The 26,457-nt window shown below is 44.7% G+C and carries 19 protein-coding genes, 4 tRNA genes and 1 pseudogene; 11 read left to right on the top strand and 13 right to left on the bottom strand.

The genetic code is table 11. From position 1 onward, the window contains the following. The 8 genes and pseudogenes from N477_RS25610 to murB all read right to left on the bottom strand — a co-directional run. A pseudogene (locus N477_RS25610) lies at nt 1-75 on the bottom strand (elongation factor Tu); the annotation flags it as partial. A gap of 139 nt (nt 76-214) precedes the next feature. Further along, a tRNA-Thr gene (locus tag N477_RS09060) sits at nt 215-290 on the bottom strand. A 12-nt stretch (nt 291-302) separates the two neighbouring features. Next, nucleotides 303-377 (bottom strand) — tRNA-Gly (locus tag N477_RS09055). Between the two features lie 45 nt (nt 378-422). Beyond that, nucleotides 423-507: transfer RNA gene (locus tag N477_RS09050), tRNA-Tyr, on the bottom strand. A gap of 44 nt (nt 508-551) precedes the next feature. Further along, a tRNA-Thr gene (locus N477_RS09045) sits at nt 552-627 on the bottom strand. 117 nt (nt 628-744) lie between these two features. Next, nucleotides 745-1,443 carry a type III pantothenate kinase gene (locus tag N477_RS09040; protein ID WP_063360012.1) on the bottom strand — a complete coding sequence of 233 codons (699 nt, stop codon included), beginning with the start codon at nt 1,441-1,443 and terminating at the stop codon, nt 745-747. Further along, nucleotides 1,443-2,438 (bottom strand): bifunctional biotin--[acetyl-CoA-carboxylase] ligase/biotin operon repressor BirA, encoded by a 996-nt coding sequence (birA, locus tag N477_RS09035; protein WP_063360011.1) that lies wholly within the window; start codon nt 2,436-2,438, stop codon nt 1,443-1,445. The genes N477_RS09040 and birA overlap by 1 nt, the downstream gene beginning before the upstream one ends. Continuing rightward, the gene (gene murB / locus N477_RS09030; protein ID WP_063360016.1) at nt 2,431-3,441 is read right to left on the bottom strand and encodes a UDP-N-acetylmuramate dehydrogenase; all 1,011 of its coding nucleotides are present in this window, start codon (nt 3,439-3,441) and stop codon (nt 2,431-2,433) included. Before murB ends, birA begins: the two co-directional genes overlap by 8 nt. 129 nt (nt 3,442-3,570) lie before the next feature. Between murB and N477_RS09025 the strand changes: the two genes are divergently transcribed. Next, a complete protein-coding gene (locus N477_RS09025) occupies nt 3,571-5,415 on the top strand; it encodes a M1 family metallopeptidase (RefSeq protein ID WP_063360010.1) in 1,845 nt (614 codons plus the stop codon). Nucleotides 5,416-5,471: 56 nt separating this feature from the next. On the opposite strand, the gene N477_RS09020 is transcribed toward N477_RS09025, so the two are convergent. Beyond that, entirely contained in the window at nt 5,472-6,071 is a 600-nt protein-coding gene (locus N477_RS09020) for a DUF2057 domain-containing protein (RefSeq protein WP_063360009.1), read from the bottom strand. A 155-nt stretch (nt 6,072-6,226) separates the two neighbouring features. Here N477_RS09020 and N477_RS09015 point away from each other — a divergent pair, with 155 nt between their 5' ends. The 5 genes from N477_RS09015 (at nt 6,227) to N477_RS08990 (ending at nt 17,070) form a co-directional block, all read left to right on the top strand. After that, nucleotides 6,227-6,598 (top strand): histidine triad nucleotide-binding protein, encoded by a 372-nt coding sequence (locus N477_RS09015; protein WP_046354251.1) that lies wholly within the window; start codon nt 6,227-6,229, stop codon nt 6,596-6,598. 227 nt (nt 6,599-6,825) lie between these two features. Beyond that, entirely contained in the window at nt 6,826-7,482 is a 657-nt protein-coding gene (locus N477_RS09010) for a helix-turn-helix transcriptional regulator (protein WP_023400213.1), read from the top strand. A 179-nt stretch (nt 7,483-7,661) separates the two neighbouring features. Continuing rightward, nucleotides 7,662-9,821 carry an ATP-binding protein gene (locus N477_RS09005; RefSeq protein WP_063360008.1) on the top strand — a complete coding sequence of 720 codons (2,160 nt, stop codon included), beginning with the start codon at nt 7,662-7,664 and terminating at the stop codon, nt 9,819-9,821. 268 nt (nt 9,822-10,089) lie between these two features. Then, nucleotides 10,090-13,410: an amidohydrolase family protein gene (locus tag N477_RS09000; protein WP_063360007.1), complete on the top strand. Its 3,321-nt coding sequence runs from the start codon at nt 10,090-10,092 to the stop codon at nt 13,408-13,410. A 351-nt stretch (nt 13,411-13,761) separates the two neighbouring features. Continuing rightward, nucleotides 13,762-17,070: a methyl-accepting chemotaxis protein gene (locus N477_RS08990; protein ID WP_063360005.1), complete on the top strand. Its 3,309-nt coding sequence runs from the start codon at nt 13,762-13,764 to the stop codon at nt 17,068-17,070. Nucleotides 17,071-17,099: 29 nt separating this feature from the next. Here the strand turns inward: N477_RS08990 and N477_RS08985 are convergent, their stop codons facing one another. Together N477_RS08985 and N477_RS08980 are read right to left on the bottom strand one after the other, a co-directional pair. Then, nucleotides 17,100-17,870 carry a nitrilase-related carbon-nitrogen hydrolase gene (locus tag N477_RS08985; RefSeq protein ID WP_063360004.1) on the bottom strand — a complete coding sequence of 257 codons (771 nt, stop codon included), beginning with the start codon at nt 17,868-17,870 and terminating at the stop codon, nt 17,100-17,102. Then, nucleotides 17,858-18,997, bottom strand: a complete 1,140-nt coding sequence (locus tag N477_RS08980; protein WP_063360003.1) for a methionine aminotransferase — start codon at nt 18,995-18,997, stop codon at nt 17,858-17,860. Before N477_RS08980 ends, N477_RS08985 begins: the two co-directional genes overlap by 13 nt. 96 nt (nt 18,998-19,093) lie before the next feature. On the opposite strand from N477_RS08980, the gene N477_RS08975 reads away from it, so the two are divergent. The 3 genes from N477_RS08975 to N477_RS08965 are packed head-to-tail and all read left to right on the top strand — an operon-like array spanning nt 19,094 to nt 20,933. Then, nucleotides 19,094-19,711 (top strand): methylthioribulose 1-phosphate dehydratase, encoded by a 618-nt coding sequence (locus N477_RS08975; RefSeq protein ID WP_063360002.1) that lies wholly within the window; start codon nt 19,094-19,096, stop codon nt 19,709-19,711. Then, nucleotides 19,708-20,376 carry an acireductone synthase gene (mtnC, locus tag N477_RS08970; RefSeq protein ID WP_063360001.1) on the top strand — a complete coding sequence of 223 codons (669 nt, stop codon included), beginning with the start codon at nt 19,708-19,710 and terminating at the stop codon, nt 20,374-20,376. Before N477_RS08975 ends, mtnC begins: the two co-directional genes overlap by 4 nt. Before the next feature lie 14 nt (nt 20,377-20,390). Next, the gene (locus N477_RS08965; RefSeq protein ID WP_063360000.1) at nt 20,391-20,933 is read left to right on the top strand and encodes a 1,2-dihydroxy-3-keto-5-methylthiopentene dioxygenase; all 543 of its coding nucleotides are present in this window, start codon (nt 20,391-20,393) and stop codon (nt 20,931-20,933) included. Nucleotides 20,934-20,985: 52 nt separating this feature from the next. Here N477_RS08965 and mtnA read toward each other — a convergent pair whose 3' ends face one another. Next, entirely contained in the window at nt 20,986-21,993 is a 1,008-nt protein-coding gene (mtnA, locus tag N477_RS08960; RefSeq protein WP_063359999.1) for an S-methyl-5-thioribose-1-phosphate isomerase, read from the bottom strand. Nucleotides 21,994-22,117: 124 nt separating this feature from the next. Between mtnA and mtnK the strand changes: the two genes are divergently transcribed. Continuing rightward, nucleotides 22,118-23,320, top strand: a complete 1,203-nt coding sequence (gene mtnK / locus N477_RS08955; protein ID WP_063359998.1) for an S-methyl-5-thioribose kinase — start codon at nt 22,118-22,120, stop codon at nt 23,318-23,320. 34 nt (nt 23,321-23,354) lie between these two features. On the opposite strand, the gene N477_RS08950 is transcribed toward mtnK, so the two are convergent. After that, nucleotides 23,355-25,121 (bottom strand): DUF885 domain-containing protein, encoded by a 1,767-nt coding sequence (locus N477_RS08950; protein ID WP_063359997.1) that lies wholly within the window; start codon nt 25,119-25,121, stop codon nt 23,355-23,357. Nucleotides 25,122-25,430: 309 nt separating this feature from the next. Here N477_RS08950 and N477_RS08945 point away from each other — a divergent pair, with 309 nt between their 5' ends. Beyond that, on the top strand, nt 25,431-26,438 hold the full coding sequence (locus tag N477_RS08945) for a GGDEF domain-containing protein (protein ID WP_063359996.1): 1,008 nt from the start codon (nt 25,431-25,433) through the stop codon (nt 26,436-26,438). Nucleotides 26,439-26,457 lie beyond the last annotated feature (19 nt).

The following is a 26,457-nucleotide window of genomic DNA, read 5'->3' as shown; positions in this document are numbered from 1 at the left end:
TTTACCGTGGTCAACGTGGCCAATTGTACCAACGTTTACGTGCGGTTTTACGCGTTCAAACTTTTCTTTTGCCATGACGGAACCTATAAGTTTTTGTGTATCTAGATTACATATAAAAATAATTCACGCGCGCGCGCGGGGACTATGTTTAGTCTTTACAATTATAAATGTTTTTGTGACAAATCAAAGGAAGTATTTGGGAAGATCCGGAGACTGGTGCTGATAGGCAGATTTGAACTGCCGACCTCACCCTTACCAAGGGTGCGCTCTACCAACTGAGCTATATCAGCACACCAGAAATCTGGAGCGGGCAGCGGGAATCGAACCCGCATCATCAGCTTGGAAGGCTGAGGTAATAGCCATTATACGATGCCCGCTTTAGGAACCTGTTCTTAACTACCTCAGAACCGTCAAGAATAAAGTGGTGGAGGGAGCTGGATTCGAACCAGCGAAGGCTGAGCCGTCAGATTTACAGTCTGATCCCTTTGGCCGCTCGGGAACCCCTCCACATAAAAATTCTTTTCTAAAGCGTGTTCTAAATCTTTTAAAGATGGTGCCGACTATCCGAGTCGAACGGATGACCTACTGATTACAAGTCAGTTGCTCTACCAACTGAGCTAAGTCGGCACTGCTTTAGTACGGGGCGAGATATTAGAGCAACCGCTGACACTATGCAACCGTTAAATCAAAAAAAATCGCAATTTCTTGTTTAAATGCTCATATTTACAACAAAAACTCTACTATTTAATCGTTTTGTTGATATTTGCGCCAATAAATCAGCCCTTGCATGACCAAATCGTCAAAATAGATACCTTTAGGATCAAGGTGTTGCTGAATAAGTTCGCCATATCCACCCGCATAAATGAGCTGGACTTTTTCACCTATTTGCGTCACTGCACGCTCGGCCAGTGCAACAGTCGCACTCAGCGCTGCATTTTTTACCGCATTGGGCGTATTGGTCCCCAGCTTTGTATCGAACAATGTATGCGTGTCACTGAATACTTTTTGTGTATTGGCCACCAAGCTGTCGATCATCATATCTAATCCAGGCAAAATCCATCCCCCTTGGTGTTGACCCGACGCGTCCAACACATCGACTTTAGTCGCTGTTCCTGAATCAACAATCACACAAGCTTGGTTGGGAAACAAATGAAAGCTGGCAACCACGGTAAGCCAACGATCTATGCCTAAGTTTTGAAATTCTGCATACGCACATTTTAGTGCGCCTAAAGTGGGTGAGACTGAAGCAAATAGATAAGGCACTTGATGAGACTGGGCTTGTTGCAATATCGGTGTTAAGTCCTCGTTACTTCCAACTTGCGCTATCAAGACTTCTTCGATTATGTGCCAAGGCACGTGCGCTTCATTAATAAGCACAATTTCACCTTGCAACTCAGTGGCGACTTTCACGGCGGTATTACCGACATCAACGAGCAAACGCATCACGGCTCCTTACGCAGTGAAATTTCACCACCATAATAAGTTTTACGCTCACCATCTTGGCGTAAGATTAACCCACCTTGATGATCAATACCCTCACAGATCCCCCGCCACTGCCTTTGCCCGGTGCTTAAACTGACTACTTGGTCACGAAACGCATTCAACGCATTCCACTGTGCGACCATGTCACTTAAACCATTTTTTTGATACATATGAAGGCGCTTTTGCAAACATAGGGTCAACACTACGGCCAGCTGATTTTTATCTATCTCGGATACATGCTGACTTAAATCAGTCCAAGCTTGGTCAATATGCTGAGCAGCACTGGTTGGCATGGCCACGTTTAAACCAATACCAATCACCAGATGACATGGCCCTTCCATTTGCCCATCTAGCTCTACTAACACACCTGCCAACTTATGCTCATTAATATAAATATCATTTGGCCATTTAAGCTGAACATCCAAATCATACAAAGCGCTGAGTGCGTCATGTACAGCCAATCCGACTGCCACAGACACACCCATAGCCGCCTGCATACCGTCCTCAAAATGCCAGTAATAACTGTAATATAAATTGGCACCAAACGGAGATTGCCATTGCCTGCCGCGTCGACCTCGACCAGCTTGTTGCATTTCTGCCACCAGCACCTGCCCAGATGTTAACGCCGCGTCTTTAGACTGAATGCGACGCATCAGCTCACTATTGGTCGAGTCAATGATAGGCTGCACTTCTATGTGACAAGGTTTGTCGGTCAGCGCCTGCCAAACCGGTATGATTTTACTTTGATCTAGTAATGGTAAGCTATGATTTAAGCGATACCCTTTGCCAGTGACTTTAAAGATATCAATGCCCATGTCCTGCAATGATTTTATATGCTTTGAAACAGCAGCACGGCTTATCCCCAGCTGCTCTCCCAATGCCTGACCAGAAATAAAATGATCTCGGCTCAGCGCACTTAATATTGCTAATTTATTTCCAACAGGTGCTTTAACCATGCATGCCCCCAGCTGAATGTTCTCCTTGCGCTGCGATCAGACGCACTTCAGGCATTAACGCAACCGAAAACTTATCCCATACCGACTGTTGAATATGCTCAATCATGGCAAGTAATTCAGTGCCATTACCCTGTTGGTCATTGACCAGTACCAGTGCTTGCTTGTCATACACGCAGATACCACCAATACGATGGTCTTTTAGACCGGCTTGCTCAATCAACCACCCTGCGGCCAGTTTCACTCTGCCCTTTGTGACCGGGTACACTGGCATATCAGGATACTGCTCTTGCAATGTATCGACTAATTGCGCTTCAACAACTGGATTTTTAAAGAAGCTACCCGCATTGGCGCACACTGTTGGATCAGGCAATTTACTGCGTCTTATTTGTATCACTCGATCAGCCACTAATTGTGGACTAACAGCCTGCCCCTGCAACGCTTTCAATGGTCCATATGCCAATATCGGTTGCCACTGCTTGGGGAGTTTAAGCGTGACTTCTGTGATCACAAATTGGCCTTGCAATGGCCCTTTAAAGACCGAGTCACGATAACCAAACTGGCACTGAGCTTTATTAAGCTGTACAAAATCTCGCTTTGCAATATCAAAGCCAGTTAGTGAGTCAAATACATCAGCCAGCTCCACACCATAAGCGCCGATATTTTGCACCGGTGCTGCACCGACGGTGCCGGGTATTAATGCCAGGTTTTCAAGCCCGCCTATGCCCATATTCAGTAATTTGATCACCAATTGATGCCAGTTTTCACCTGCGGCGACACGCACATGATAATGCAGCTCGGTTTCGGAGATTTCGATACCACGATTTGCTATCTGCAGTACGCTGCCTTGGAAATCTTCTAAGAAGACGCAGTTACTTCCCTCTCCCAAAATAAAGAAAGGTGGTTCAAAATCTATTTCTTTTAACTGCTCTGGCGCCTCAACCACCACCAATTTTTGGCAATGAGAAGGCAAAGCAAACGTATGTAAGGACTGCAAAGCGTGCACAAAAAGCACCTATAAACTACCAATTATTCCTCCTAGTTTACCTGATTGATGCCGCTAACGCATCCAAGTGCCATTTACGTTGTGAAGTGGTATAACAATGCGGACACTCAATCATGAGCAAGGATAAAAATGAAAATCTCAGCCTTAACATTCGGCCTCACATTGGCAGGCCTCTCTCATACTGTTTTGGCGGCAGATGCCGTCGATGAGCATACTTTTGCAAACTTAAAAGACGTGGTAAGCACACACTTACATTTGGATCTCGATATCGACTTTGAGGACAAGCAGCTCGAAGGATTTGTTGAGCACACCCTAGCATGGCAAAACAGCCATGCACGTACACTGGTACTGGATACCCGCGACCTTGAAATAGATAAAATCCTCTATCAATCACCACAGGGAAAATGGCTACCCGCACAATTCACGCTCGCACCGCGCAGTGGTGTGAAAGGTGCCAAGCTCACCATCCAATTCAAGCACCAAGCGAGCAAAGCACGCATTTACTATAACAGCTTGCCACAAGCCTCTGGCTTACAGTGGCTAACGCCAGTGCAGACTGCAAGTAAAACTCACCCTTTCATGTACAGCCAATCTCAAGCCATCCATGCCAGAAGTTGGATCCCTGTACAAGATACGCCCGCGATGCGCACCACCTATACAGCGCGTATTCAAACACCCAAAGATGTTCGCGCAGTCATGAGTGCAGACAACTCCGAAGCGTTTGTGAAAGATGGTGACTACTGGTTCGATATGCCACAGGCTATCCCACCATATTTAATCGCCATCGGTGCTGGTAACCTTGAATATAAAGAAATGTCTCATCAAACGGCGATATTTGCGGAGCCGCAAATTCTCGATGCTTCTGTGGCAGAGTTTAATGACACACAAGCCATGATAGACAAAACCAATGCCATGTACGGTGAATACGCATGGGGCCGCTACGACTTGCTAATGTTGCCACCGAGCTTTCCATTTGGTGGGATGGAAAACCCGCGCTTATCATTCATTACGCCAACCGTGGTTGCAGGAGATAAAAGCCTCGTTAACTTGATTGCTCATGAACTGGCGCACTCTTGGTCAGGTAATCTGGTGACAAACGCAACTTGGGAAGATCTATGGCTCAATGAAGGTTTTACGTCCTATGTTGAAAACCGCATCATGGAAGAGGTGTTTGGTCGTGACCGCGCTGTAATGGAGCAAGCACTAGATGCTGCAGGCCTGCGCGCCCAGCTCAAAAACATTCCTGCACCGGATACACGGTTGAACTTAAAGCTCAATGGTCGCGATCCAGATGATGCATTCAGTAAAGTACCTTATATCAAGGGCCAATTATTCCTTATTTATTTAGAAGAAAAATTTGGTCGTGAAAAATTTGATGTCTTCGTCAAAGGGTATTTCGATGCCTATGCATTTAAGTCTCTGACCACTGCAGAGTTTGTTAAGTACCTTGATAAGCACTTATTGCAAAAGCACCCAGGTATCGTTTCATTAGAAAAAGCCAAAGAATGGATATACCAACCAGGCTTACCAACCGATGCGCCTAATCCAACCTCTGATGCTTTCAATCAGGTTGATAAGCATATGCAAGCTTGGCTCAGTGGTAGCAAGTCTCTAAATACATTGCCTACCAGAAACTGGACAGTGCATGAGTGGCTGCACTTTTTAAATAACCTGCCAAGAGATCTGGCTTTGGACAAGATGGCAGCACTAGACAGTGCATTTAATCTGACCAATTCAACGAATGCTGAATTAGCATTCGCATGGTACATGTTGGCAGTTGGCAACGGCTATCAGGCTATTTACCCTGCACTGGATGCGCACCTAAGTGGCATTGGCCGACGCAAACTTATCGTTCCTTTATACAAGGCACTGGCAAATACTGACAAACGTGATTGGGCGTATCGTGTGTATCAAAAAGCACGTCCGGGATACCACCCATTAGCGCAAGGTACTGTTGACGCTATATTTGAATAAGCGCCGGCGGAGATAAGGCTAGGCTTTATCTCCGCATGTTTTTTTACGCTTGTTCGTTAGCGCTGTGCATCAATGGTCGTTAAAAACGCAGCACGTTGCTCAGGCGTTGCCTGTCGCCACCAAAATTCCAACATAGATACGGCATCGGGCTTGCCTGTACTGGGCGCAACTTGTTCCACGTTCTCTTGTATTTTAGGGGCTGTTTTTACCTGCGTAGGCGCTGATTCACGGACGACAGGTACGGGTGCTACGACAATCTGTGCTTTCACTTGCTTCACTACGACTTTACCGCCTTTTTCTGGCTGCAGCCAGATTTTTGGTGACTTGGCAAAAGCGCGCGCTTGCTCAACATTATCGATTGGCTGTAAACGTACCTGATAATCATCATCGGTGATGCTTACTTCCACCCAAAATGGCTTTGAATCCACCACCTCATGCTCATCATAATCGAGTTCAAATAAGTCTGAATACTTCACTTTTATGCGATGAACACCTGCAGGCAAGTCTAAAGTTCGGACTTTGTTAAAAAATGAGTGCTCTATTTCACGCTCATTAACCTGCAATGGCAGCAATTCTTCTGGGAAATTAACTTCCCCTGCAACAAAAAAACCACTATAAAGTGCTATAAATATTCCAAATATACTAATTTTCTTCATATTTCCTCTTTATTTGATTGCTACCTTGGTAGTGAAAGGTATTTGTGCCAAATTTAGTTACAATTATGAACAAGCGTCAGTTGTAATTTCCCTTGTATCTTGTTGAGTCCACGCTATGCTGAACAGCTAAACTAACGTATATAAGGATAAAAGTAATGGCCCAAGAAACGATTTTTACAAAAATTATTAATCGTGAAATACCTGCAGATATTGTGTACGAAGACGAAAAGGCACTTGCGTTTAAGGATATTAATCCTCAAGCACCTTTTCATGTATTGGTGATACCAAAGCAGCCAATCGCAACAATTAACGACGTAAATGAAGAAAATGCACACTTAGTTGGGCATTTACACTTGGTAGCGTCTAAACTTGCGAAAGAGCACGGATTTGCTGAAGACGGTTATCGCGTTGTAATGAACTGCAACAATGATGGTGGACAAACCGTATACCACATTCATCTACATGTATTAGCTGGACTTGAAATGGGCTGGCCTCCGTACCAAAGTAGGAAAAAAGTAGTATCTTAAATTATTCTTTGTTAAAAAATGTAATTAACTAAGCTATTACTCTACTAAAATAAATTATTAATATAATCAACAAGTTGAAGCTTTCACAAAATAAGTGCGTTTACAAAATAGGCAGTTATGCCAAACTTTATATTGTAATGTTCTTTTTATTGATGAAATTTCTAATACAAAAGGTCTGATTCACGTGTTAGCATTGCGTTATCAGACAGAATGAGAGTGTTTTTCAAATGAGCAGTACTGCATTTTTATTGCTAGATAAAGAGCCTATCAACACGATAGGAATAAACGTTTTACAACCCCTGTTAAAAACGCAAGGGTTAGACGTCGTCACAGGAACTGATATTTCCGAAGTACCTGAAGATACTCGGTTGCTTTTTATTGAAACAGCAGTCAATGATGCATGGGGCAAACTGAAAGAGCAGTTAGTTAACCTCAAAGTAAGTTGCGACATCGTGCTGTTCAACTTAGATGAAAACCCAGAGTTGGCTAATCGTGCATTGCTAAGCGGTATTCGCGGAGTGTTTTACACCACTGACAATGCAGACGTTCTGATGAAAGGGATCCGATTACTGATGGAAGATCAGTTATGGTATCGCCGTGAAATCATGTGTAACGCGTTGAATCGTATGCTGCAATTTAACAAAGACGCCCTGCACAAGCTGACTGAAGGTGACATCGAGCCTGTTAAACTCACTAAACGAGAAAAAGCAATTATCTCTCTAATGAGTAAAGGCGCTAAGAACAAAGAAATTGCAGAAGATTTAAATATCAGCCCGCACACGGTTAAAACACACTTGTACAGTGCATTTCGTAAAACCAAATGCCGTAACCGTATCGAGCTATTGTCTTGGGCACAGCAAAACATCCCAGACGAAATACGCTAATACTCACTCGAGTACACTTGCAAATTCTGTAAAAAAGCATGCATTTAGCATGCTTTTTTGTTTTCTTCCTAGCATTTAATCAATTCACTTACCATCTCATTATTTTCTCGGCTCATTGCTTTACTGCGCTTAGTCTTCGCTCTATCCTAGGTACGTCTATTAATTGTTAACAAAGCCCTATGTTGGACCATAAAACCCTGTATGTAGCCAGTGCAGCCATGACGGCGATGATGACGCTGATCAATTATTTAACTTGGCGTGCCAACAAAAATACGCCAGGTGTACTGTTATACATTTTTTACCCACTCATTTTATTTGCCGCAATCTCTATGTTTGCACTGCACAGCTTTTTGTCTCAGTGGCAGACAATTGGGATTGCCAATACCTTATTATTTTTGGCATCCATCATACACTGTTGGGCAATTAGTCAGTTTTTAGGCCAACGGGGTATTGAGTTCCGAACTTATTTATTTGCGACATTGGCCTTGTTATCTGCACTGATCTATTACGCCATGGTCGACGACAATTTGCGAAAGCGCATTCTAATCTCTGACTTGCAGCATATCGTCGAAGCCATATTGCTGAGCTATTACTTTATCCGCTACGCCCGTAAGCAATATCCTAATGGCAGCATCGTTTATTTAATTGTCTTGAGCTTTATATTCACCGCCTTTATTGGCCGCTCGCTGTTTATGGGTGACATTGACCAAGTGTCTCTGTTTGTCGACCCTTGGTTTTCAATTGCGATATTTTTCAATGGCGTACTCGCCCCCATATTTTATGCAACCGGTATGGCACTGCTGTGCAACGAGCGACGGGAACTTAACCTCAATAAATTAACCGAAAAAGCACAAAAAGACCTCGAAATTCGCGGCTTATTTTTATCCACCATCAGCCACGAGATCCGCACCCCGTTGAACGGTATTCTAGGCAGTGCGCAACTGGTCCTTAACCGCAGCCATGATCAACATAGCAAAGCCTATTGCGAGGCCATCATCAATTCGGCTGAATCACTCAACTTATTGATAGATAAAGTACTCGATTACGCCAGTTTAGATCAAAGTGACGAAGTGCTCTCTTCCGAAGATGTTGAATTAAAAAGCTGGCTCGATAACCTCTGCTTACTAATGAGCCCACTGGCCGAGCAAAAGAAACTCACTTTTACCTTGCTCTATGATTTGCCAGACCAAGTTTGCTACTACTGCGACCAACAAAAACTGCGGCAAATTTTGCTCAATTTAGTAGGTAACGCCATCAAATTCACAGACAAAGGCGAGGTAAAACTGCGCGTAGAATTACTCGAAGAAGCCAATATGTCTCATATTGTGCGCTTCAGCGTCGTCGACTCAGGCCCAGGCATCGAAGAGGAAGATATCGACAAGCTGACCGAACCTTATGTGCAAAGTAATGCGGGCAAAACCAAAGGCGGAACAGGCCTTGGCCTTGCCATTACTGCGCGCTTGCTGAGTAAGCTAGGCAGTCAGCTTGAAATAATCAGTGAGCTTGGTAAAGGCAGTTCATTTAGCTTTGATGTGAGCCTGCCAGTGGGCGAATTGAGTTTAGTCGAACAGCGCCATCACAACCCAGAATACCCAACAGGGCTTTCTGTTTTACTGGTGGAAGACTTAGATCTTAACCGTAAAATTGCCATCGAGTTTATGGCTGCGGACGAGCATAAGATCAAGCTCGCTTACGATGGCTCCAGTGCTATTGAACACCTCAAAGAACATGTCTTCGATGTGGTCCTATTAGACATGAACTTACCTGATTTTACAGGGCAAGAAGTGCTGAGGCATTTGCAAACTATCGAGCACAAAAACAAACGCACACCGTTTTTGGCATTCACAGCAAGTTTAAGCCCAGAAGAAATCAAAGAATATCTTTCTCTTGGTATCAAAGATGTGGTGGGCAAGCCCATCAAGCAAGAAAAGCTTCGCCAAGCCATCAGTGATTCACAAAAAGCGCAAAAACCAGATATGCGCGTTGAGCTCAGTGACACGCTATACGACGACACTGCGGTTAACTCCCTGAAGAGCGGTTTCAGCGAAGATGAAGTCTCATCCATTTATAACGAGTTTGTTCTCTCTGCACGAAATAAGTTAATCCATATTCAGCAGCTTCTCAGTGAAGATGAGGAGCAATGTATTAAATCACTGCACCGCCAAGCAAGCACTGCGCTGCAACTTGGCTTTAATCGCTATGGATTAGCACTGAAGAAAATCGAACGTCGCTTACTAGATGGTAAGTCTTGTGATGATGATTTGACGCAAGCGATGGCCTTGTGGCAAAAAAGCCTCGAAGCCTATTTGCAATTTGTCCGCCAACAAACGTTCAATTAGCCCTATCGGTGCAGCATTCAATCATCAATGCTGCACCTACTGTGAGAAATCAACACCCATCAAAGCATACTTTTCAATGCAAACAGCCAAAGTTTGTATAAAAATACTGCAAAACTGCCGCATTTGAGCGCACTTTTATCGCCACCTTGTCGACTTTAGTCAAAAAATTCGCCATTCTACGCGGGTAAATAAAAATTAGCTCACAGCAAGACAAGAAACCAACACTCAGCGACAGACTGAGACTTGGCTTAAAAAATAGGAATACACCATGGCACTATTTAAATCACCGATTGCCATTGCTATCGGTGCCGCATTGATCGGCTTAAGTACACCAGCACTCGCCTCCGCTGGTGCACAAGACACTACTGCAAAGTGGGATGTGCTTGCACCTCCTGGCGAAAAGCAAACAATCACCATTGATACCAATGAAACCACCTGGAGTAATGTGGATGTAAGCCCAGATGGCAAGCACGTTATCTTCGACATGTTAGGTGATATTTATGTCATGCCTATCTCTGGCGGTAAAGCAACTGCAGTCACAGCGGACCGCGCTTGGAACTTCCAACCGAAGTTTTCACCGGATGGCAAGCATATCGCGTTTATTTCTGATCGTGCTGGTGCTGAGAACCTGTGGGTGATGGACATTAATGGCGACAACATGCGTCAGGTGTCTGATGAATCACACAACCTTTTACACAACCCTGCTTGGTCTCCTGATGGTCAATATATCGCCGTCAAGCAAGGCCAAGTAACAGGGCGTACTATTCCAGGTGGTTCAATTCGTATGTACCACATTTCAGGTGGTAAAGGCGTATTAGTGCGTGAAAGATTGCATGGCGCCAAATCACAGAAAAACATTGCTGAGCCAGCTTTTTCTACCGACGGTAAAAAGATCTACTATTCTGTCGATGCCACTGCGGGTGTGCAATGGCAATACAATAAAAATGCACTGACTTCTGTATTTGAGATCCGTTCATGGGATTTAGCGACAGGTGAAGAAGAAACGGTTATCCGTGGTGCCGGTGGTGCAATTCGCCCAACGCCAAGTCCAGACGGTAAATCGATTGCGTTCGTAAAACGTGAAGACAATGGCGAGAAAATGATCAGCGCCTTGTATGTCAAAGATCTAAAGTCAGGCATTGAAACGCAAATTTTCACCGGTCTTGACCGCGACTTACAAGAGGCCAATGGCGCGCAAGGTAATACACCTGCATTTGCTTACACACCTGATGGCAAAGCCTTGGTATTTTGGTCTGGTGGTGTCTTCCATAAAGTGGACATTGCAACGAAGCAGGCACAAGTTATTCCAACACGCGTCGTGGCGGAAAAAGACATCACACCAGCCCTAAAATTTGCTGTAGATGTTGCCCCTGATAACTTTAAAGTCAAACTGGCACGTTGGTCACAGATTTCACCAGATGGTGAAACAGCGCTATTCCAAGCATTAGGCCATTTATACATCAAAGATATTGAATCAGGTAAAGTTCGTCGAGTTACCAAACAAAACGATCACTTTGAGTTTTACCCAAGCTACTCTCGTGATGGCAAATACATTGTATACACCACGTACGATGACCAAGAGCTAGGCAGTATTCGTATCGTTTCTGCAAAAGGCGGAAAAGGTCGCATCATCACGCAAGATCCAGGTCACTACACTTCACCTAGCTTCTCGCCAGACGGTAAAAAAGTCCTGTTCAAAAAAGTCACGGGTGGTTACCTACTCAGCGGTGACTGGTCAATGCACCCAGGTATTTATATCGTGGACGCCAAAGGCGGTGAAGCAAAACGCATCGTGAAAAGCGGCGATAACCCACACTTTGGTGCTAACCCTGAGCGTATTTACTTCTCAGTTGCTAGCAGTAGCACCAGCAGAGAGCTAAAGAGTGTTGATTTAAACGGTCATGAAGAGCGCAGTCACTTCAAAGGCGAATTCATCTTTGATTATAAAGTCTCGCCAGATGGCAACTATGTTGCATTTATTGAGCACTTCAACACCTTTGTCGCTCCATTCACTAGCACAGGTAAAACACTGTCAATCAATAAAGGGGGTAAAGCCTTCCCAGTGAAACAAGTGTCAAAATACTCTGGCGACTTCTTAAACTGGAAAGCAGACAGTAACGCATTAACTTGGGCATTTGGTCCAAACCTTTATCAGCGCAAACTTACAGATACTTTCTCATTTGTTGACAATGCATCTGACAACCTTGAAGAACTGACTGCTGAAGGCATTGATCTGAGCTTCGAGCAGCCTTCAGACAAGCCAAAAGGCTTATTGGCACTGGTTGGCGGTAAAGTTGTGACAATGCGTGATGCGGAGAATCAGCAGGAAATCATCGAAGACGGTGTAGTACTGATTGAAGATAACCGCATTGTCGCCGTCGGCGCTCGCAGCGATGTGACTATCCCTAGTTCAGCGAAAGTAATGGATATCAAAGGCAAAACAGTGATCCCAGGTTTAGTCGATGCCCATGCACACGGCAGCTACGGCAGCCATAACTTGCAACCTGAGCAAAACTGGAACCAGTTCTCCAACGTTAGCTTTGGTGTCACGACCATTCATGATCCATCAAATAACTCTAATGAAGTATTCTCGATGGCAGAGCTACAACGTGCAGGTTTGACAGTCGCACCACGTATTTATTCTGTGGGTCGTATCTTATATGCAGGTGAAGCACCAGGTTACAAAACCCCAATCAATAACTTAGAAGATGCCCAGTTCCACGTTAAGCGTTTAAAAGACGCTGGTGCAATCTCGGTGAAAAGTTATAACCACCCTCGCCGTGATACTCGCCAGCAAGTGCTAGAAGCCGCGAAGCAAATGGAAATCATGGTAGTCCCTGAAGGTGGCTCAAAGTTCCAGCAAAACATGAACATGATCATCGACGGTCACACGGGCCTTGAACACGCCTTGCCAATTCCAAATATCTATTCAGATGTCACACAAATGTGGAGCCAAACTGAAGCTGGCTTTACACCGACTTTCAACGTGGCATATGGTGGTATTAAAGGTGAAGACTACTTCTACAACACAACCAATGTGTGGGAAAATGAGCGCCTGATGAGCTTTGTGCCGGAATATGTTGTGAAACCAATGTCTATCCGTCGTGAAAAAGCGCCTGAGCACCACTATAACCATATTAATGCTGCAAAATCAGCGAAACAACTTCGTGATAAAGGCGTAACTGTGCATATAGGTGCGCATGGTCAACGTGAAGGATTGGGCGCACATTGGGAATTATGGTCAATGGCACAAGGCGGATTTACGCCTTGGGAAGCCCTGCGCAGTGGTACGATTGATGGCGCAAGATACCTAGCAATGGACCATGACATTGGTACTATTGAAAAAGGTAAACTAGCGGATCTGGTTATCATCGATGGTGATGTACTGAACGACATCCGTGAGTCTGAAAAAGTGACTTACACCATTTTAAATGGACGCGTCTACGATGCTGCGACCATGAATGAAATCGGTAATTACCAGCGTAATCGTCAGCCGTTCTTCTTTGAGAATGGTAACAAAACGCCAATGCACCCAGATACAGAAGCGTATATGGAAGAAAAAGCGCATAAGTATCACTGGAAACATTGATAACTACTTTTCGTAAGATTGAAGAAGCAGCGCACGCTGCTTCTTTTTTATCTTTATCGACATCATCAAAAATTCACACTGTTTTTTATTTCATCTTTCTTATTCGTGCAATAGCACAATCACAGCACTATCAAGCGATGCTGTCTCGTATTCATATTTTTGTGCAATTTAAAGAAACACCTAGCGCCTAGATCTTACTGAGAACTGTTCTACACTAAGCTTAAATCTGTACAATTATTAGCCACAATTTATATGGGGTTATACCTGCTTGGCCAATGATCTGTTCACAGTGCAATGTAGCAAACAAGCATCAAACTGATGTCAGAAATACAAGGATCGGAGGGCAATTTTATGTCTCGCATACACCAATTTTTAAAATCACTCGATCTCGCAAAAAAGCTCATGGCCGCTTTTTTACTTGTCGCCCTCATCCCCGCCACTGTCATCATTGCTTTTTCTCTTATTCAAGCTTCCAATACCATCAGTGAACAGGTTTATGCCCAACTGGGTGCCGTGGGTAAAGTAAAAAAACGCGCCATAGAAAGGCATTTTAAAACAGTTGAAGACAAGCTTCACGCCTTAGCTATCAACCCCTACCTGATACAGGCAACACAAGACTTACTCGATGGCTTTGACGAAACGCAAGTGACCCAATCCATTCCTAGTAACCTACAACAGTTTTACCAAGACGCCTTTTTACCTCGCTTTGAACAGCAAACAAATAGTAAGGTCGCACTCAATTCATTATTAGACTCACTCTCTGGTCAGGGCATGACATTGCAGGCACGCTATTTAGCAGATAATCCCCACCCAATCGGTGAGAAAGATGCACTGAACGCCACAGGGCATTTAGATGCTTATGATCTTGCACACCAGCGCCACCATGAATTTTTCCGCGAGATCACTGACGTTTACCAGCTTTATGATATTTTTATCGTCGATAATTACAGCGGTAATATTGTGTACTCAGTATTTAAAGAAGTCGACTTCGCCACTTCTTTGAGCACAGGTCCGTATGCCAATAGCAGTATCGCCGACGTATTTAATCGCGCCTTAATCGAACAAGACCAAATGCTATTTGCAGACTATGAGCCATACTTGCCCTCATATAATGCGCCCGCAAGTTTTGTGGCTATGCCACTGGATTTTGATGGTATTTCTCAAGCCACGTTAATTTTTCAACTCTCTATTGACGCACTGAATGACATCATGAGTGAACGCCATGGACTGGGCGAAAGTGGTGAAACCTATCTTGTTGGTCCCGATGGGTTAATGCGCTCTGACTCTTACTTAGATCCCATTAACCACTCCGTCGTGGCTTCCTTTGCAAACCCAGATAAAGGCACCATCGCAACAGAGTCCTATCAATTAGCGATGCAAGGGCAGCAAGGACAAAAAGTCGTCACCGACTACAATGGTAACCCAGTACTCTCCGCATACAACGTCTTACAGGTCTTTGATGTGAGATGGGCCCTGTTAGCAGAAATTGACGAAGCAGAGGCATTTGCTCCTGTTGGCGCGCTGCGCCAAACCATGGCAATTGTCATGCTCGTAAGTATCGGCGTAATTTTGTTAACTGCACTTTGGTTTGCCAGAAGCCTTGCTCGCCCCGTGCACAATTTAGTCAACACCATGCGTGAAGTGCAAACGCGAGGGGATTTTTCGCTGCGTGCTGACGTCAGCTCCCGAGATGAGATTGGCCAAAGCGCACAGGCCTTTAACTCCCTGCTCGACGCCTTGCAGCTTTCTATTTCCGAAGCGAACCGTGTACTCAATCAAATGGCCAAAGGAAAATTCAATGATCGGATAAGCGTGCCATGCAATGGCGAGCTCAAAGAGTTAAAAGAAGCCACCAATGAGTGCTCATCCAGTTTGCAAACTGCATTAACAGAGATCAACTTGGTCATGCAAGCCATGGCCAAAGGGCGATTTAATCAACAGATCACTGCCCCGCTCAGTGGCGACTTAGATATGTTAAAAACCAATATAAACCGGTCTGTGATCTCTATTGATGACACCATGAACGATATTGTCAATGTCATGAGTTGTGTTGAGAAAGGGGAATTTAAGCAGCAAGTTACTGTCGAAGCGCGCGGCAGTTTAGCCCGCTTAAAAGACAGTGTGAACAACTCTATACAGGCATTGAGTGGCGCCATTGATGAACTCAGCTTAACCATGAGCGCCATCAGTAATGGCGATTTTTCGAAACGGATCACCCACCCGCTGTCCGGTCAGCTCGCGCAATTGAAACATGACACCAACTTAAGTATGGATAATCTCGAAGCAATCCTCAAAGACATTGGCAATACCATGGCCGCGGTCAGTGAAGGCGACTTCAAACACCCAATAGAAGCATCAGCCCATGGTCAATTGGGGCAGTTAAAAGTCAATGTAAACCTGTCAATCGCAAGCTTAGATCAAGCCATCAGTGAAATTTCATCTGTTATGATGGCCATCAGTCATGGCCGCTTTGACCGCACGATACACACACCTTTAAAAGGGCAGCTTGCAACATTGCAAAACGACATTAATCATACCGTCAACAATTTAAGCCAAATTGTCGAAGAGCTTGCCAGTGTCATGGCAGCGATGAGTGAAGGCGATTTTTCCCATAAAATCGAGTCCTCATTGCAAGGCCAGTTACTGCAACTAAAAGAGGATGTTAACAGCTCCATTGATACTATCTCTATCGCCATTCATGCTGTGACAGACAGCCTCAGCGCTATCGCAAGAGGGGATTTATGCACCTCAGTCCAAGGGCATTATCAAGGCGTATTTGCCACCTTGCAGCAAGACGTACATACCACAACACACAAGCTCACACATGTCATTGAAAGCATTCAAAGCGCAGCAAGCTTGGTGGCTCACAGCACCGAAGAAATAGCCGTAAGCAATGCGGAGATCAGCCGACGTACCGAAGAACAAGCAGCGAATCTGGAAGAGGCCAACGCGAGTACTGGGCATATTCTAGAAGAACTAACTCAAGTTGCTTTGCAATCAGAAACCGCCGTCGAGAAATCACACAATGCAGAATGTATCGCCAAAGAAGGGGGTACGCTATCACAAGATACCGTGCACGCCATAGGTGAAGTCAATGCAGCCAGCAAAGACATCAATGAAATTGTCTCGGTGATCGATGAGCTGGCGTTTCAAACCAATTTATTAGCTTTGAATGCTGCCGTAGAAGCTGCCCGCGCAGGAGAGCATGGACGAGGCTTTGCAGTCGTCGCCAATGAAGTGCGCGAACTGGCTGGACGCAGTGCATCATCGGCAAAGCAAATCAAAGAGATCATTGCCAACAGTAACGATAAAGTGCAGCAAGGCACCACGCTCGCCAATAGCTCAGGTGAAAAACTCGAGCATATTGTGCAAGCCGTTGCTGATGTGAATCAAAACATTGTAAGTATCAATCGCTCTACTTTGACGCAAAAGCAAGCCATAGCAGAGGTTGATGTGGTCGTGCAAAGACTCACAGATCTGATTCAAGAAAACTCTGCCATCACCGAAGAAACCATGGCGGCTGCAAAACGCATGGCTGCCCAAGCAATGGAAATGAAAAATTTACTGGGGTACTTTACACTGCCAGACGATGAGCATGGGCAATCTACTGAAGTCGCCACACCTCAGCAAGCCCTGTTGGTGCATCAATATAATGTCTAGTTATAAGGAGCAGCGTAGGCTGCTCCAATTTATAAGGGGAGGTCAAATGCATCCGCATCTAAGTGTGCTGGAAATTGGCGTTTAAACTCAACTAGCTTGGCTTTATCGAGCGTCACCGTCACAACACCCGCAATATCATCAGCGACGTGTGCCATAGGCTGGCCTAAATAATCTAGTGCCACCGTCCCGCCGTTATGAGCGACGCCTTTGCCATCTTCACCAATGCGATTAGCAGCTAGAACAAAGCACTGATTTTCAATCGCTCGAGCACATAATAATGTATCCCAAGCATGGCGTCTTGCCGATGGCCAGTTTGCGACATTCACCATCACATCATAGTCGTTTTTACTGCGCTGGAAGACCGGAAAGCGCAAGTCATAACACACTTGAGGCAAGAGCTTAAAGCCTTTTATTTCAAAGATTTTTCGCTCGCTACCTTGTACTACGTGGTCCCCTTCATTACCCAAGCAAAACAGGTGGCGCTTATCGTAACTGCGCTCAGTACCATCTGGCCAAGTCCAGTAAAAGCGATTGGCTTTTTTACCTTTATGAGGCACCAACACAGAACCCGCGACAACGCACTGTAAACGTTTAGCCAGCTGTTGTATGAATGCCCTCGCCTGCGCTGCTTGTTCATCCGTTGTCTGTTGCAACGCAAATCCAGTGGCAAAGGTCTCAGGTAGCAATAGCAAATCACCTGGAGGCACATCCGCAACCAGCTTTTCAATCGTTGCGAAATTCTGCTCTGGCGCTAACCAAGCAATATCATATTGCACTATATTTACGGTTAAAGTTGACATAATTTCTCCGCTGCAGCGATTAAGGTCTCGGTTTCTTTGGCAAAGCACAGGCGAATAATTTTATCGCCATTAGGCTTGTCATAAAATACACTTAACGGGATCGCCGCCACACCAATTTGCTCAACCAATTGCTGGCAAAAAGTCACATCGTCTACGTCTGATATATCACTGTAATCAAGTAACAAGAAATACGTGCCTTCACTTGGCAGGATCTTAAAACGGCTTATCGCCAGTGCCTCAACCAGTACATCACGTTTTTGTTGATAAAACAGCCCTAATTCATCCACATGCTCAGGTGCATCTCGCAGCATATCAGCCAAAGCCAATTGTGCAGGCGTAAAGCTTGAGAAGTTAACAAACTGATGGATTTTTCTAAACTCAACCGTCAAATTTGCAGGTGCAATGCAGTAACCCATCTTCCAACCAGTACAGTGAAATGTTTTACCAAAACTGGATACCACAAAGGCCCGTGCTGCCAGCTCAGAGTCACGTAGGACACTCAAATGTGGGGCGCCATCAAAGGTAATATGCTCATACACTTCATCACTGATCAGATAAATATCATGCTTATTGAGCAGCGCTTTCAATGCATCGAGATCCGCTTGTTTCAGTGTTTTTGCACTTGGATTGTGGGGGCTATTAATAATAATCGCACGTGTTTTTTGTGTCACAGCAGCACTGACTTGTGTCCAGTCAATGGCATAGTCTGGTGCACACAAAGGAATATGTACCGTGCGACCACCGGCCAATTCAACCGCAGGGCGATATGAATCATACGCTGGGTCAAATACAATCACTTCATCACCTTTACGTACTAGCGCCTGAATCGCCACAAACAAAGCCTCTGTCGCACCTGCAGTGACCGTCACTTGTGCCGCGGCATCAATGTCTTGCTGGTATCGACGCGCAACAAGTGCCGCAATCTCCTGCTGTAATACTGGCAACCCAGGAGAGGGGGCATATTGGTTATATCCAGCTAACGTATGTGCTGACAGCGCATGTTTGAGCTGGCTTGGGGTATCAAACTCAGGAAAACCTTGAGAGAGGTTCAGTGCACCGTGCTCATTAGCAAGCCCTGTCATGGTAGAGAAAATACTGGTACCAACGTCTGGTAATTTACTTTCCATTTTGTAACTCTTTTGATTATGGCGTAGGCGATAAAGCGATGCTATCATTGCCAAAGATAGAAGTATAGCCGTCCAAACCTCTTAGGATGATCGAATATGCAAACAAAGGCAGCAAAACAAGCGCTCATAGATGCTGGCCGTTGGGTTAGCCAACAAGGCTGGGTGCCCGCGACTGGCGGCAACTTTTCTATGAAAACCGATGATGGCTTTGTCGTCACCGCCAGCGGCTTTGATAAAGGCCACCTCACGCCAGAGCAGTTTTTAGAATTAGACCAGCATGGTCAAATCGTCTCTGGTGACGGTAAACCCTCAGCTGAAACTGCCTTGCACCTCAAGTTATATGAGTTACAACCGCAAGCAGGATGTATCTTGCACACGCACTCAGTAGCAGCGACTGTTCTGTCACGCTTTATACGCAGTAACCAGTTTTCAGTGACAGGCTATGAGATGCAAAAATCACTGTCTGGGATTAAAAGTCACCTAGATACGCTATCAATTGCCATCTTTGATAACGATCAGGATATTCCCGCATTGGCGGCACGGGTTGCCAAGCATCATGAAACATACCCAGTCACGCATGGGGTTTTGATCCGTGGTCATGGTTTATATGCATTGGGCAACAGCATTTTTGAAACTCGCCGTCATATCGAGGGGCTAGAGTTCTTGTTCGCCTGTGAATTAGAGCGAATAAAATTAGAAGGAGCAGTAAAGTGATAAAAGCCATTCTCACTGATATTGAAGGCACGATTACCCGTATTTCATTCGTCAAAGACATTCTTTTTCCCTATGCCGCAAAGCACTTAGCTGACTTTGTTAAAGCGTCACAAGATGACCCTCAGGTGCAAATTCAACTTGATGCCGTCAGAGCAGAAATCGCTCAGCCAGAAGCAAGTTTAGATACCGTGATAAACACCTTACTTGGCTGGATTGAAGCCGATAAAAAAATAACGCCACTTAAGCAATTACAAGGTTTGATCTGGCAAAATGGCTATCAACAAGGCGACTTCACAGGCCATATCTACCCAGATGCCCATGCCTATTTGACTGCACAGCATCAAGCAGGCACGGCACTGTATGTGTATTCTTCCGGTTCAGTGAAAGCCCAGCAACTGCTTTTTGCTCATTCAGATTTTGGCGATATACGTGCCTTATTTAGCGACTATTTTGATACCCGAGTGGGTGCAAAGCAGCAATCTGAGTCTTATCGCAACATAGTGCAAAGCCTGCCTTTTGAAGCAGCTGACGTCCTATTTTTAAGTGATGTCGTCGCAGAACTTGATGCGGCCAAAGCAGCCGGCCTACAGACTTTACAGCTGTGGCGCGATGATCAACCCAAAAGCACTCACCATGCTTTTATCACCAGTTTTGAGCATATTTAAAACGAGACACCGTCATGAGTTACTTACATATCTATCAAGAAGCGCAACCACAAAAAGCGACGTTCCAAAGCGAAGAGGCAAGTATCATTGCTGAAAAACTGGCTGAGGTTGGGGTGCGCTTTGAGCAATGGCAAGCAACACAAATCTTAGCAAAAGAAGCCACTGAAACCGATATCATTAACGCATATAGCCAAGATATCGAGCGCTTAAAAGTACAGGGGGGCTACCAAACCGTCGACGTCGTTGCACTACAAAAAGGCAATCCAAATGCGCCAGCGATGCGCGAAAAATTTCTTTTTGAACATACCCACAATGAAGATGAAGTGCGTTTTTTTGTGGCCGGGTATGGGCTATTCTGCCTGCATATCGCAGATAAGGTCTATCAAGTATTCTGCCAGCAAGGTGATTTGATCTCTGTGCCAGATCACACACCACATTGGTTTGATATGGGCAGCGACCCTGAATTCACCGCTATTCGACTTTTCAATAATACAGAAGGTTGGGTTGCCCAAGAGACAGGCTCAAGTATTGCCAAGCAATTCCCGCTGTTAGACTAACCTCTTTTTCGCGAATTACACAGCAGGCTACTGCCCATGCCTGCTGTCATCATTACAAATTAATAAATTCCGGTGTGGTGTAAACACCACTATCAAACACCCACCCAGTGACTAACTTTGCTGGCGTTACATCAAAAGCAGGGTTATAGACTTCAGCCTCAGAAGGTGCCCATTGGCATTCACCAAAACTGCCACTCACTCCAGTCACCTCACCCGCACTGCGTTGTTCAATTTCAATATCTTGGCCGCTAGCACAGGCCGGATCAAAGGTGGTTTTAGGTGCCACAACATAAAAAGGCACATTGTGAAAATGTGCTAACACAGCCAAGTTATACGTGCCCACTTTATTTGCAAAATCCCCGTTTGCCGCCACCCTATCAGCTCCCACGAATATCTTATCAACCTTGCCCGCAGCCATTAAAGACGCGGCCATACTATCGCACAACAAAGTATAAGGGATCTGCCATCGTGCCAGTTCATACGCTGTTAAACGCCCACCTTGCAATAAAGGACGCGTTTCGTCTACCCAGACATGGATATCACCATGACGCTGCATCGCTTGGTAAATCACACCCAGCGCTGTGCCAATACCTGCTGTGGCTAGCGCCCCCGTATTACAATGGGTCAGGATATTATCGCCAGCATCCACTAGGTCCACCCCATGCTCTGCAATTCGAGCACATAAGGCAATGTCTTCTTCAAATAATTGCTCGGCAACTGTGATCACTTCAGTAATCTTTTGCTCGCTATGTAGCACCGCGCGGAGCCTGTCCATACAGTGTTTTAAATTTACCGCCGTTGGACGCGTGGCCTCTAAGTCGTCTATCGCATGACATAATTCTTCTCGGGAGCTGCCCTGCTCGGCGAGATAAGCAACCAACAAAGTCGCAGCTAAACCAATTAAAGGCGCGCCCCGCACTTGTAAGTTATTAATCAGATCCTGCATTTCACTGACCGTTTTACAGACATGCCAAACTTCTTGATGCGGCAACAAATATTGGTCAAGTACCTGCACTTTTCCATCTTGGTATTTCAAACTTTGAGCGATCAAATCTTTCATGTTGATTAAAGGGTGTACAGTTGTAATTACTGCTCATTCTACATAAAGATCTAAAGATGTATAGACATCTAAACATTTAAAAATATAGAATGCTAAAAGTTACTTTAATTTTTGGTGAATAACAGTGAGCAAATACGTTGCCTTTAATAACGACACAGCCTTAAGTTACGTCCAAGAACTGGGGCAATTTTTTCCAGCTAATGCAGAGTTATCTTGCTATGAGTTTGGGGATGGTAATCTCAATTTAGTCTTCCGAGTTCAAGATACAGAAAAGCGCAGTGTTATTTTGAAGCAAGCACTGCCGTATGCTCGCTGTGTCGGTGAAAGCTGGCCGCTGACATTGGATAGAGCCAGAATTGAAGCCAGCGTATTGAAAAAGCATGGTGATGTTTGCCCTGAGCACACCGCGCAAGTTTTACATCATAATCGTGAGCTCGCTGTCACCATATTGGAAGACTTGGGTGATATGGCGATTTTGCGAGGTGAACTGAATCAAGGGAACACGTTCAAGCACCTTGGTACGCACGTCGCAACTTACTTGGCAAAAACCAGCTTTTTCTATTCAGACTTTTATTTATCTGCTGCAGAAAAAAAAGCATTGGTACAAGAGTTCACCAACCCTGAACTGTGCTCCATCACCGAAGACTTATTTTTCGATGACCCTTATCGGGAGCATGAACGTAATAACTTCCCAACAGCATTAGAAGAGCAAGTTTCTCTGCTGAGAAACAATGCTGCCTTGTTAATTCACGTTGCGCAATTGAAGAGTAAATTCTTTTCATCACCACAAACCCTGCTGCACGGCGACGTCCATACTGGTAGCCTATTTGTGTCACCAAAAGAGACTAAACTTATCGACCCTGAATTTGGCTTTTTCGGTCCAATTGGCTTCGATTTAGGCTCTTTTATCGGTAATTTACTACTCAATTATTGTGCTCAAAATGGCCGTATTTCAGAAATACCTAAACGACGTGATTTACATTCCTACTTACTGCACACAATTTCCACCTGCCTTCAAGCTTTTGAGCAGCAGTGGTTAACACTGGCCAGTACCCAAACCCGTGATTTAGCACTTCAAGCACCCGGCTATGCCGAGCAATTTTTACAAGCAGTGCTGCAAGATACAATGGGATATTGCGGTACTGAACTGATCCGTCGCACCATCGGGTTAGCGCATGTGGCAGATATTGATGAGATTGAAGATGATACAAAGCGCTTAGCGGTACAAAAGCAAACGCTACTTCTTGGCGAGCAATTGATTTTAAATGCAAAAAGTTGCCACTCAACCGATGACTTTTATCAGCTGATTATCAGCTTTGTACACTAATTAAAAAGGCCGCTTGATAGCGGCCTCTGTTATTTTACTTTTGCTTTTGCGCTTGTTCGATATATTGCGCGATTTGCGCTTCAAGTACAAATAGCGGGACAGAGCCATTTTTCAGTATCTGATGGTGAAATTCACGAATATTAAACTGCTCACCCAGTGCCTGCTCAGCTTCTGTACGCAAGCGTCTGATTGTCAGCTCACCAATCTTGTATGACAGCGCTTGACCAGGCCAAGAAATGTAGCGATCAGTTTCTGTTTTAACATTGTGTAAAGACAGTGCCGTATTATTTTGCATAAATTGCATCGCCTGCTCGCGACTCCACCCAAACATGTGCATGCCTGTATCCACAACTAAACGTGCTGCACGCCACATTTCATAGGTAAGCCGACCGAAATCACTATATGGGTCTTGGTAAAAGCCAGCTTCCAGACCTAAATATTCAGCATATAACCCCCACCCTTCGCCAAATGCTGAGATATATTCATTGCGATACTCAGGTAAATGTGTGAACTCGTCATTTATGGCAATTTGTAAATGATGACCCGGCACCCCTTCGTGCAAGGTTAATGCCTCTAAAACATACAGAGGTCTTTTATCAAGCGCGTAAGTGTTTACCCAATAATAGCCAGGATCTGTCTCTTTGGATGGCGGTAAGTATCTTCCCGTAGTGTACTTTGGTGCGAGACTATCAGGAACTGGGGCTACGCCATAAGGGACTCTAGGTAAAGTAGACACATAAAAGAATTGTGGCAACTTAGCGTCCATCTTCTTGGCGATAAATGATGCCTCTTTGAGCAACTCTTCAGGTGTCTTTGCATAAAACTGCGGATCGGTACGCAAAAATTCGACGAACTCAGCAAAAGAGCCTTCAAAGCCTACCTTTTTGATGATGGTGTTCATCTCACTACGAATACGCGCCACTTCCTGCAAACCTAGCTCATGGATTTGCTTAGGCGTCATGTCAGTTGTCGTGAAGTGCTTAGCGCGGTTGATATAAAATGCTTCACCATTGGGTGTACTCGACCAAGCAATGTCTTTTTTTGCCACTGGTCGGTATTCATTGACGAAAAAGTCTAAGTAACTTTGATAAGCAGGGTTAGCATAATTGACTATTGCGTGCTTAGCTTGCTGCTGAAGCTTGCTAAAAGCCTCATCTGATATAGCCGCTTGATTTGTCTTAAATGGCGCATAAAATGGCGAGCGCTCAACATCATCAATGGCGATATACGCCTCTATCGATGATTCGAACCCCTGCAGTACAACTTGCGGTTGGGTCAACCCAATTGCCATGCCCTTTCGCATCCAGTCCATCTGCTGCGAAAAATATCGTGGTAGCTGCTTAATCTGAGCTATCAATTGTTGATAGCCCTGCGGTGTAGAGAAGTCATGCTCAAGGATCTTAAATGACATGTCTGTATGGAATCCAGATTCCGACAACAGTGGTACATAATGATGTTTGAAATGATATTTATCGACTTTATTCTGTACTTGCGCACGCAAAATTGCGAAGTTAATTTGATTCTCTGCGCTTAATTGTGTTGTGTCTATCGCATCAAACTTATCCAGTAGTGCTAAACGGCGCTGATTTTCGCGTGCTAAGTGCGCTGGAGACATATCTGGCAACAAAAATAGCTCGTCTAGTGACTTGGTATGATTGGCGCTAATGTCGGCACGAAAGGTCATCACTTGTTTAGACAACGCCACAAAGGCCTGGTCTGGATTATTCTGGGTCATCTGGCACGCAGACAAACTGAGTACCAAAGCAATGGCACTAAGAGGTTTAAAAACGGCGTTCAACACTGAGGTTCCTTAACTTTCGCTGGGGTATGCACCTTAACGAAGGCACTCGTCTCTATGCAAATATAATCGACCAAACATCATGCAAATGCGATCATCGATACGACACCATATATACAAAGGCCAAAGTTGTCGATAAATTCGCCTAACAGAATAAGTTGGGTAACTTTTTACCATTAAAAGGGCAAATTTTGCTTTCAAAAAGTCACGATTACGATTAATGTAGCGGGGCTTCAAATAGGATGAAATCATGACTTGTGCCAAAGGACGTTAAGGCTTCAAGATTAACTTTAATGTATGGTAAAGAAGTAGATGACGTTCCATGATCCAATGGCAATAGCCCAAGAAAAAATGACCAAGGTTTGTCATTTTCTGGAACTGCACGCACTACCCCCTACACCATTAAATTATCAAGTAGCTTATACTTTCATCAGTCGGACTAACGACGCCTTAACGACGCGCTTAGAAAGAGATCTTCGTGGTAATGTTGACATTGATACCGTCTACATTGAGCAACTGTACTTCGAGTTTATCTACACAGAACATCAAGAAGAACTGGCGGTATTAAAAGAGGTCGACAATGTCATCGATGAATTATCCGCGTCCTCCTCACGCTCGCACCATAGCATCACAAAATTCACGCAGAGTATTCGTAAATGCCACAGTGAGTTAGACCCGCAAGATATTGCCAAAAGCAAAAAGGCGCTTGGTGAATTCACTCAGCAAACAGAGCGCTATATAGAGCAACAACAGCGCTTTAAGCAGAGTTTACAAAAAGCCAGGGCCAGCCAAAGTCAACAGTACATGGTACTCAATAAAATACGAAAGCAACGTTTGATTGATCCACACACAGGTCTTTACAAAAGACACTATCTGAATCAAAAAACTCAGCTTTGGTTAGATCAGGAAAAGACGCTGTGTGCAATTTCCATTCAAGTAGATAACCTCAGTGATTTTAGTGAACGATTCGGTGACATGATTGGCGAGACTGTTTTGCAACGGGTTGCGCATAAGATTAAAAAATATGTATTAGAAAGTGGTGTACCGGGTCGTACGGGCAAGCAGGAGTTCACCATTTTACTGGTTGATATTGAACCTGAAACAGCCAAAGTTATCGCGGAAAAAATCCGTAAGGGCGTTGAAAAGCTCAAATTCATTAGCAATAAAGGCAATGTACAATTTCCAGACATCCAACTGGCTATCGGTATTGCCAAAAGACAATCAGAGCGAGATTTTAACGAATTAGCCAGCCAAGCTTCGTTTGCCGCGCAAAAGGCACATGCGTTAGGGCGCGACTGTTATATTTCAGGCGCTCTATAAGCGCTTTTGTACGATAAAA

Origin of the sequence: Pseudoalteromonas luteoviolacea H33-S (assembly GCF_001625695.1) — a bacterium.
Lineage (GTDB): Bacteria > Pseudomonadota > Gammaproteobacteria > Enterobacterales > Alteromonadaceae > Pseudoalteromonas > Pseudoalteromonas luteoviolacea_B.
The sequence above is the reverse complement of the archived record's forward strand: the minus strand, read 5'-3'. Positions and strand labels throughout refer to the sequence as shown.

What these genes read in the sequence shown, in the direction of transcription:
- N477_RS08965 (WP_063360000.1), top strand. Translation starts at nt 20,391, where the DNA reads ATGAGTTACTTACATATCTATCAAGAAGCGCAACCACAAAAAGCGACG.
- N477_RS08980 (WP_063360003.1), bottom strand. Translation starts at nt 18,997, where the DNA reads ATGGAAAGTAAATTACCAGACGTTGGTACCAGTATTTTCTCTACCATG.
- mtnA (WP_063359999.1), bottom strand. Translation starts at nt 21,993, where the DNA reads ATGAAAGATTTGATCGCTCAAAGTTTGAAATACCAAGATGGAAAAGTG.
- N477_RS09025 (WP_063360010.1), top strand. Translation starts at nt 3,571, where the DNA reads ATGAAAATCTCAGCCTTAACATTCGGCCTCACATTGGCAGGCCTCTCT.
- N477_RS09015 (WP_046354251.1), top strand. Translation starts at nt 6,227, where the DNA reads ATGGCCCAAGAAACGATTTTTACAAAAATTATTAATCGTGAAATACCT.
- N477_RS09005 (WP_063360008.1), top strand. Translation starts at nt 7,662, where the DNA reads ATGTTGGACCATAAAACCCTGTATGTAGCCAGTGCAGCCATGACGGCG.
- N477_RS09020 (WP_063360009.1), bottom strand. Translation starts at nt 6,071, where the DNA reads ATGAAGAAAATTAGTATATTTGGAATATTTATAGCACTTTATAGTGGT.
- birA (WP_063360011.1), bottom strand. Translation starts at nt 2,438, where the DNA reads ATGGTTAAAGCACCTGTTGGAAATAAATTAGCAATATTAAGTGCGCTG.
- N477_RS08975 (WP_063360002.1), top strand. Translation starts at nt 19,094, where the DNA reads ATGCAAACAAAGGCAGCAAAACAAGCGCTCATAGATGCTGGCCGTTGG.
- N477_RS09040 (WP_063360012.1), bottom strand. Translation starts at nt 1,443, where the DNA reads ATGCGTTTGCTCGTTGATGTCGGTAATACCGCCGTGAAAGTCGCCACT.
- N477_RS08990 (WP_063360005.1), top strand. Translation starts at nt 13,762, where the DNA reads ATGTCTCGCATACACCAATTTTTAAAATCACTCGATCTCGCAAAAAAG.
- N477_RS09010 (WP_023400213.1), top strand. Translation starts at nt 6,826, where the DNA reads ATGAGCAGTACTGCATTTTTATTGCTAGATAAAGAGCCTATCAACACG.
- N477_RS08985 (WP_063360004.1), bottom strand. Translation starts at nt 17,870, where the DNA reads ATGTCAACTTTAACCGTAAATATAGTGCAATATGATATTGCTTGGTTA.
- N477_RS08945 (WP_063359996.1), top strand. Translation starts at nt 25,431, where the DNA reads ATGACGTTCCATGATCCAATGGCAATAGCCCAAGAAAAAATGACCAAG.
- N477_RS09000 (WP_063360007.1), top strand. Translation starts at nt 10,090, where the DNA reads ATGGCACTATTTAAATCACCGATTGCCATTGCTATCGGTGCCGCATTG.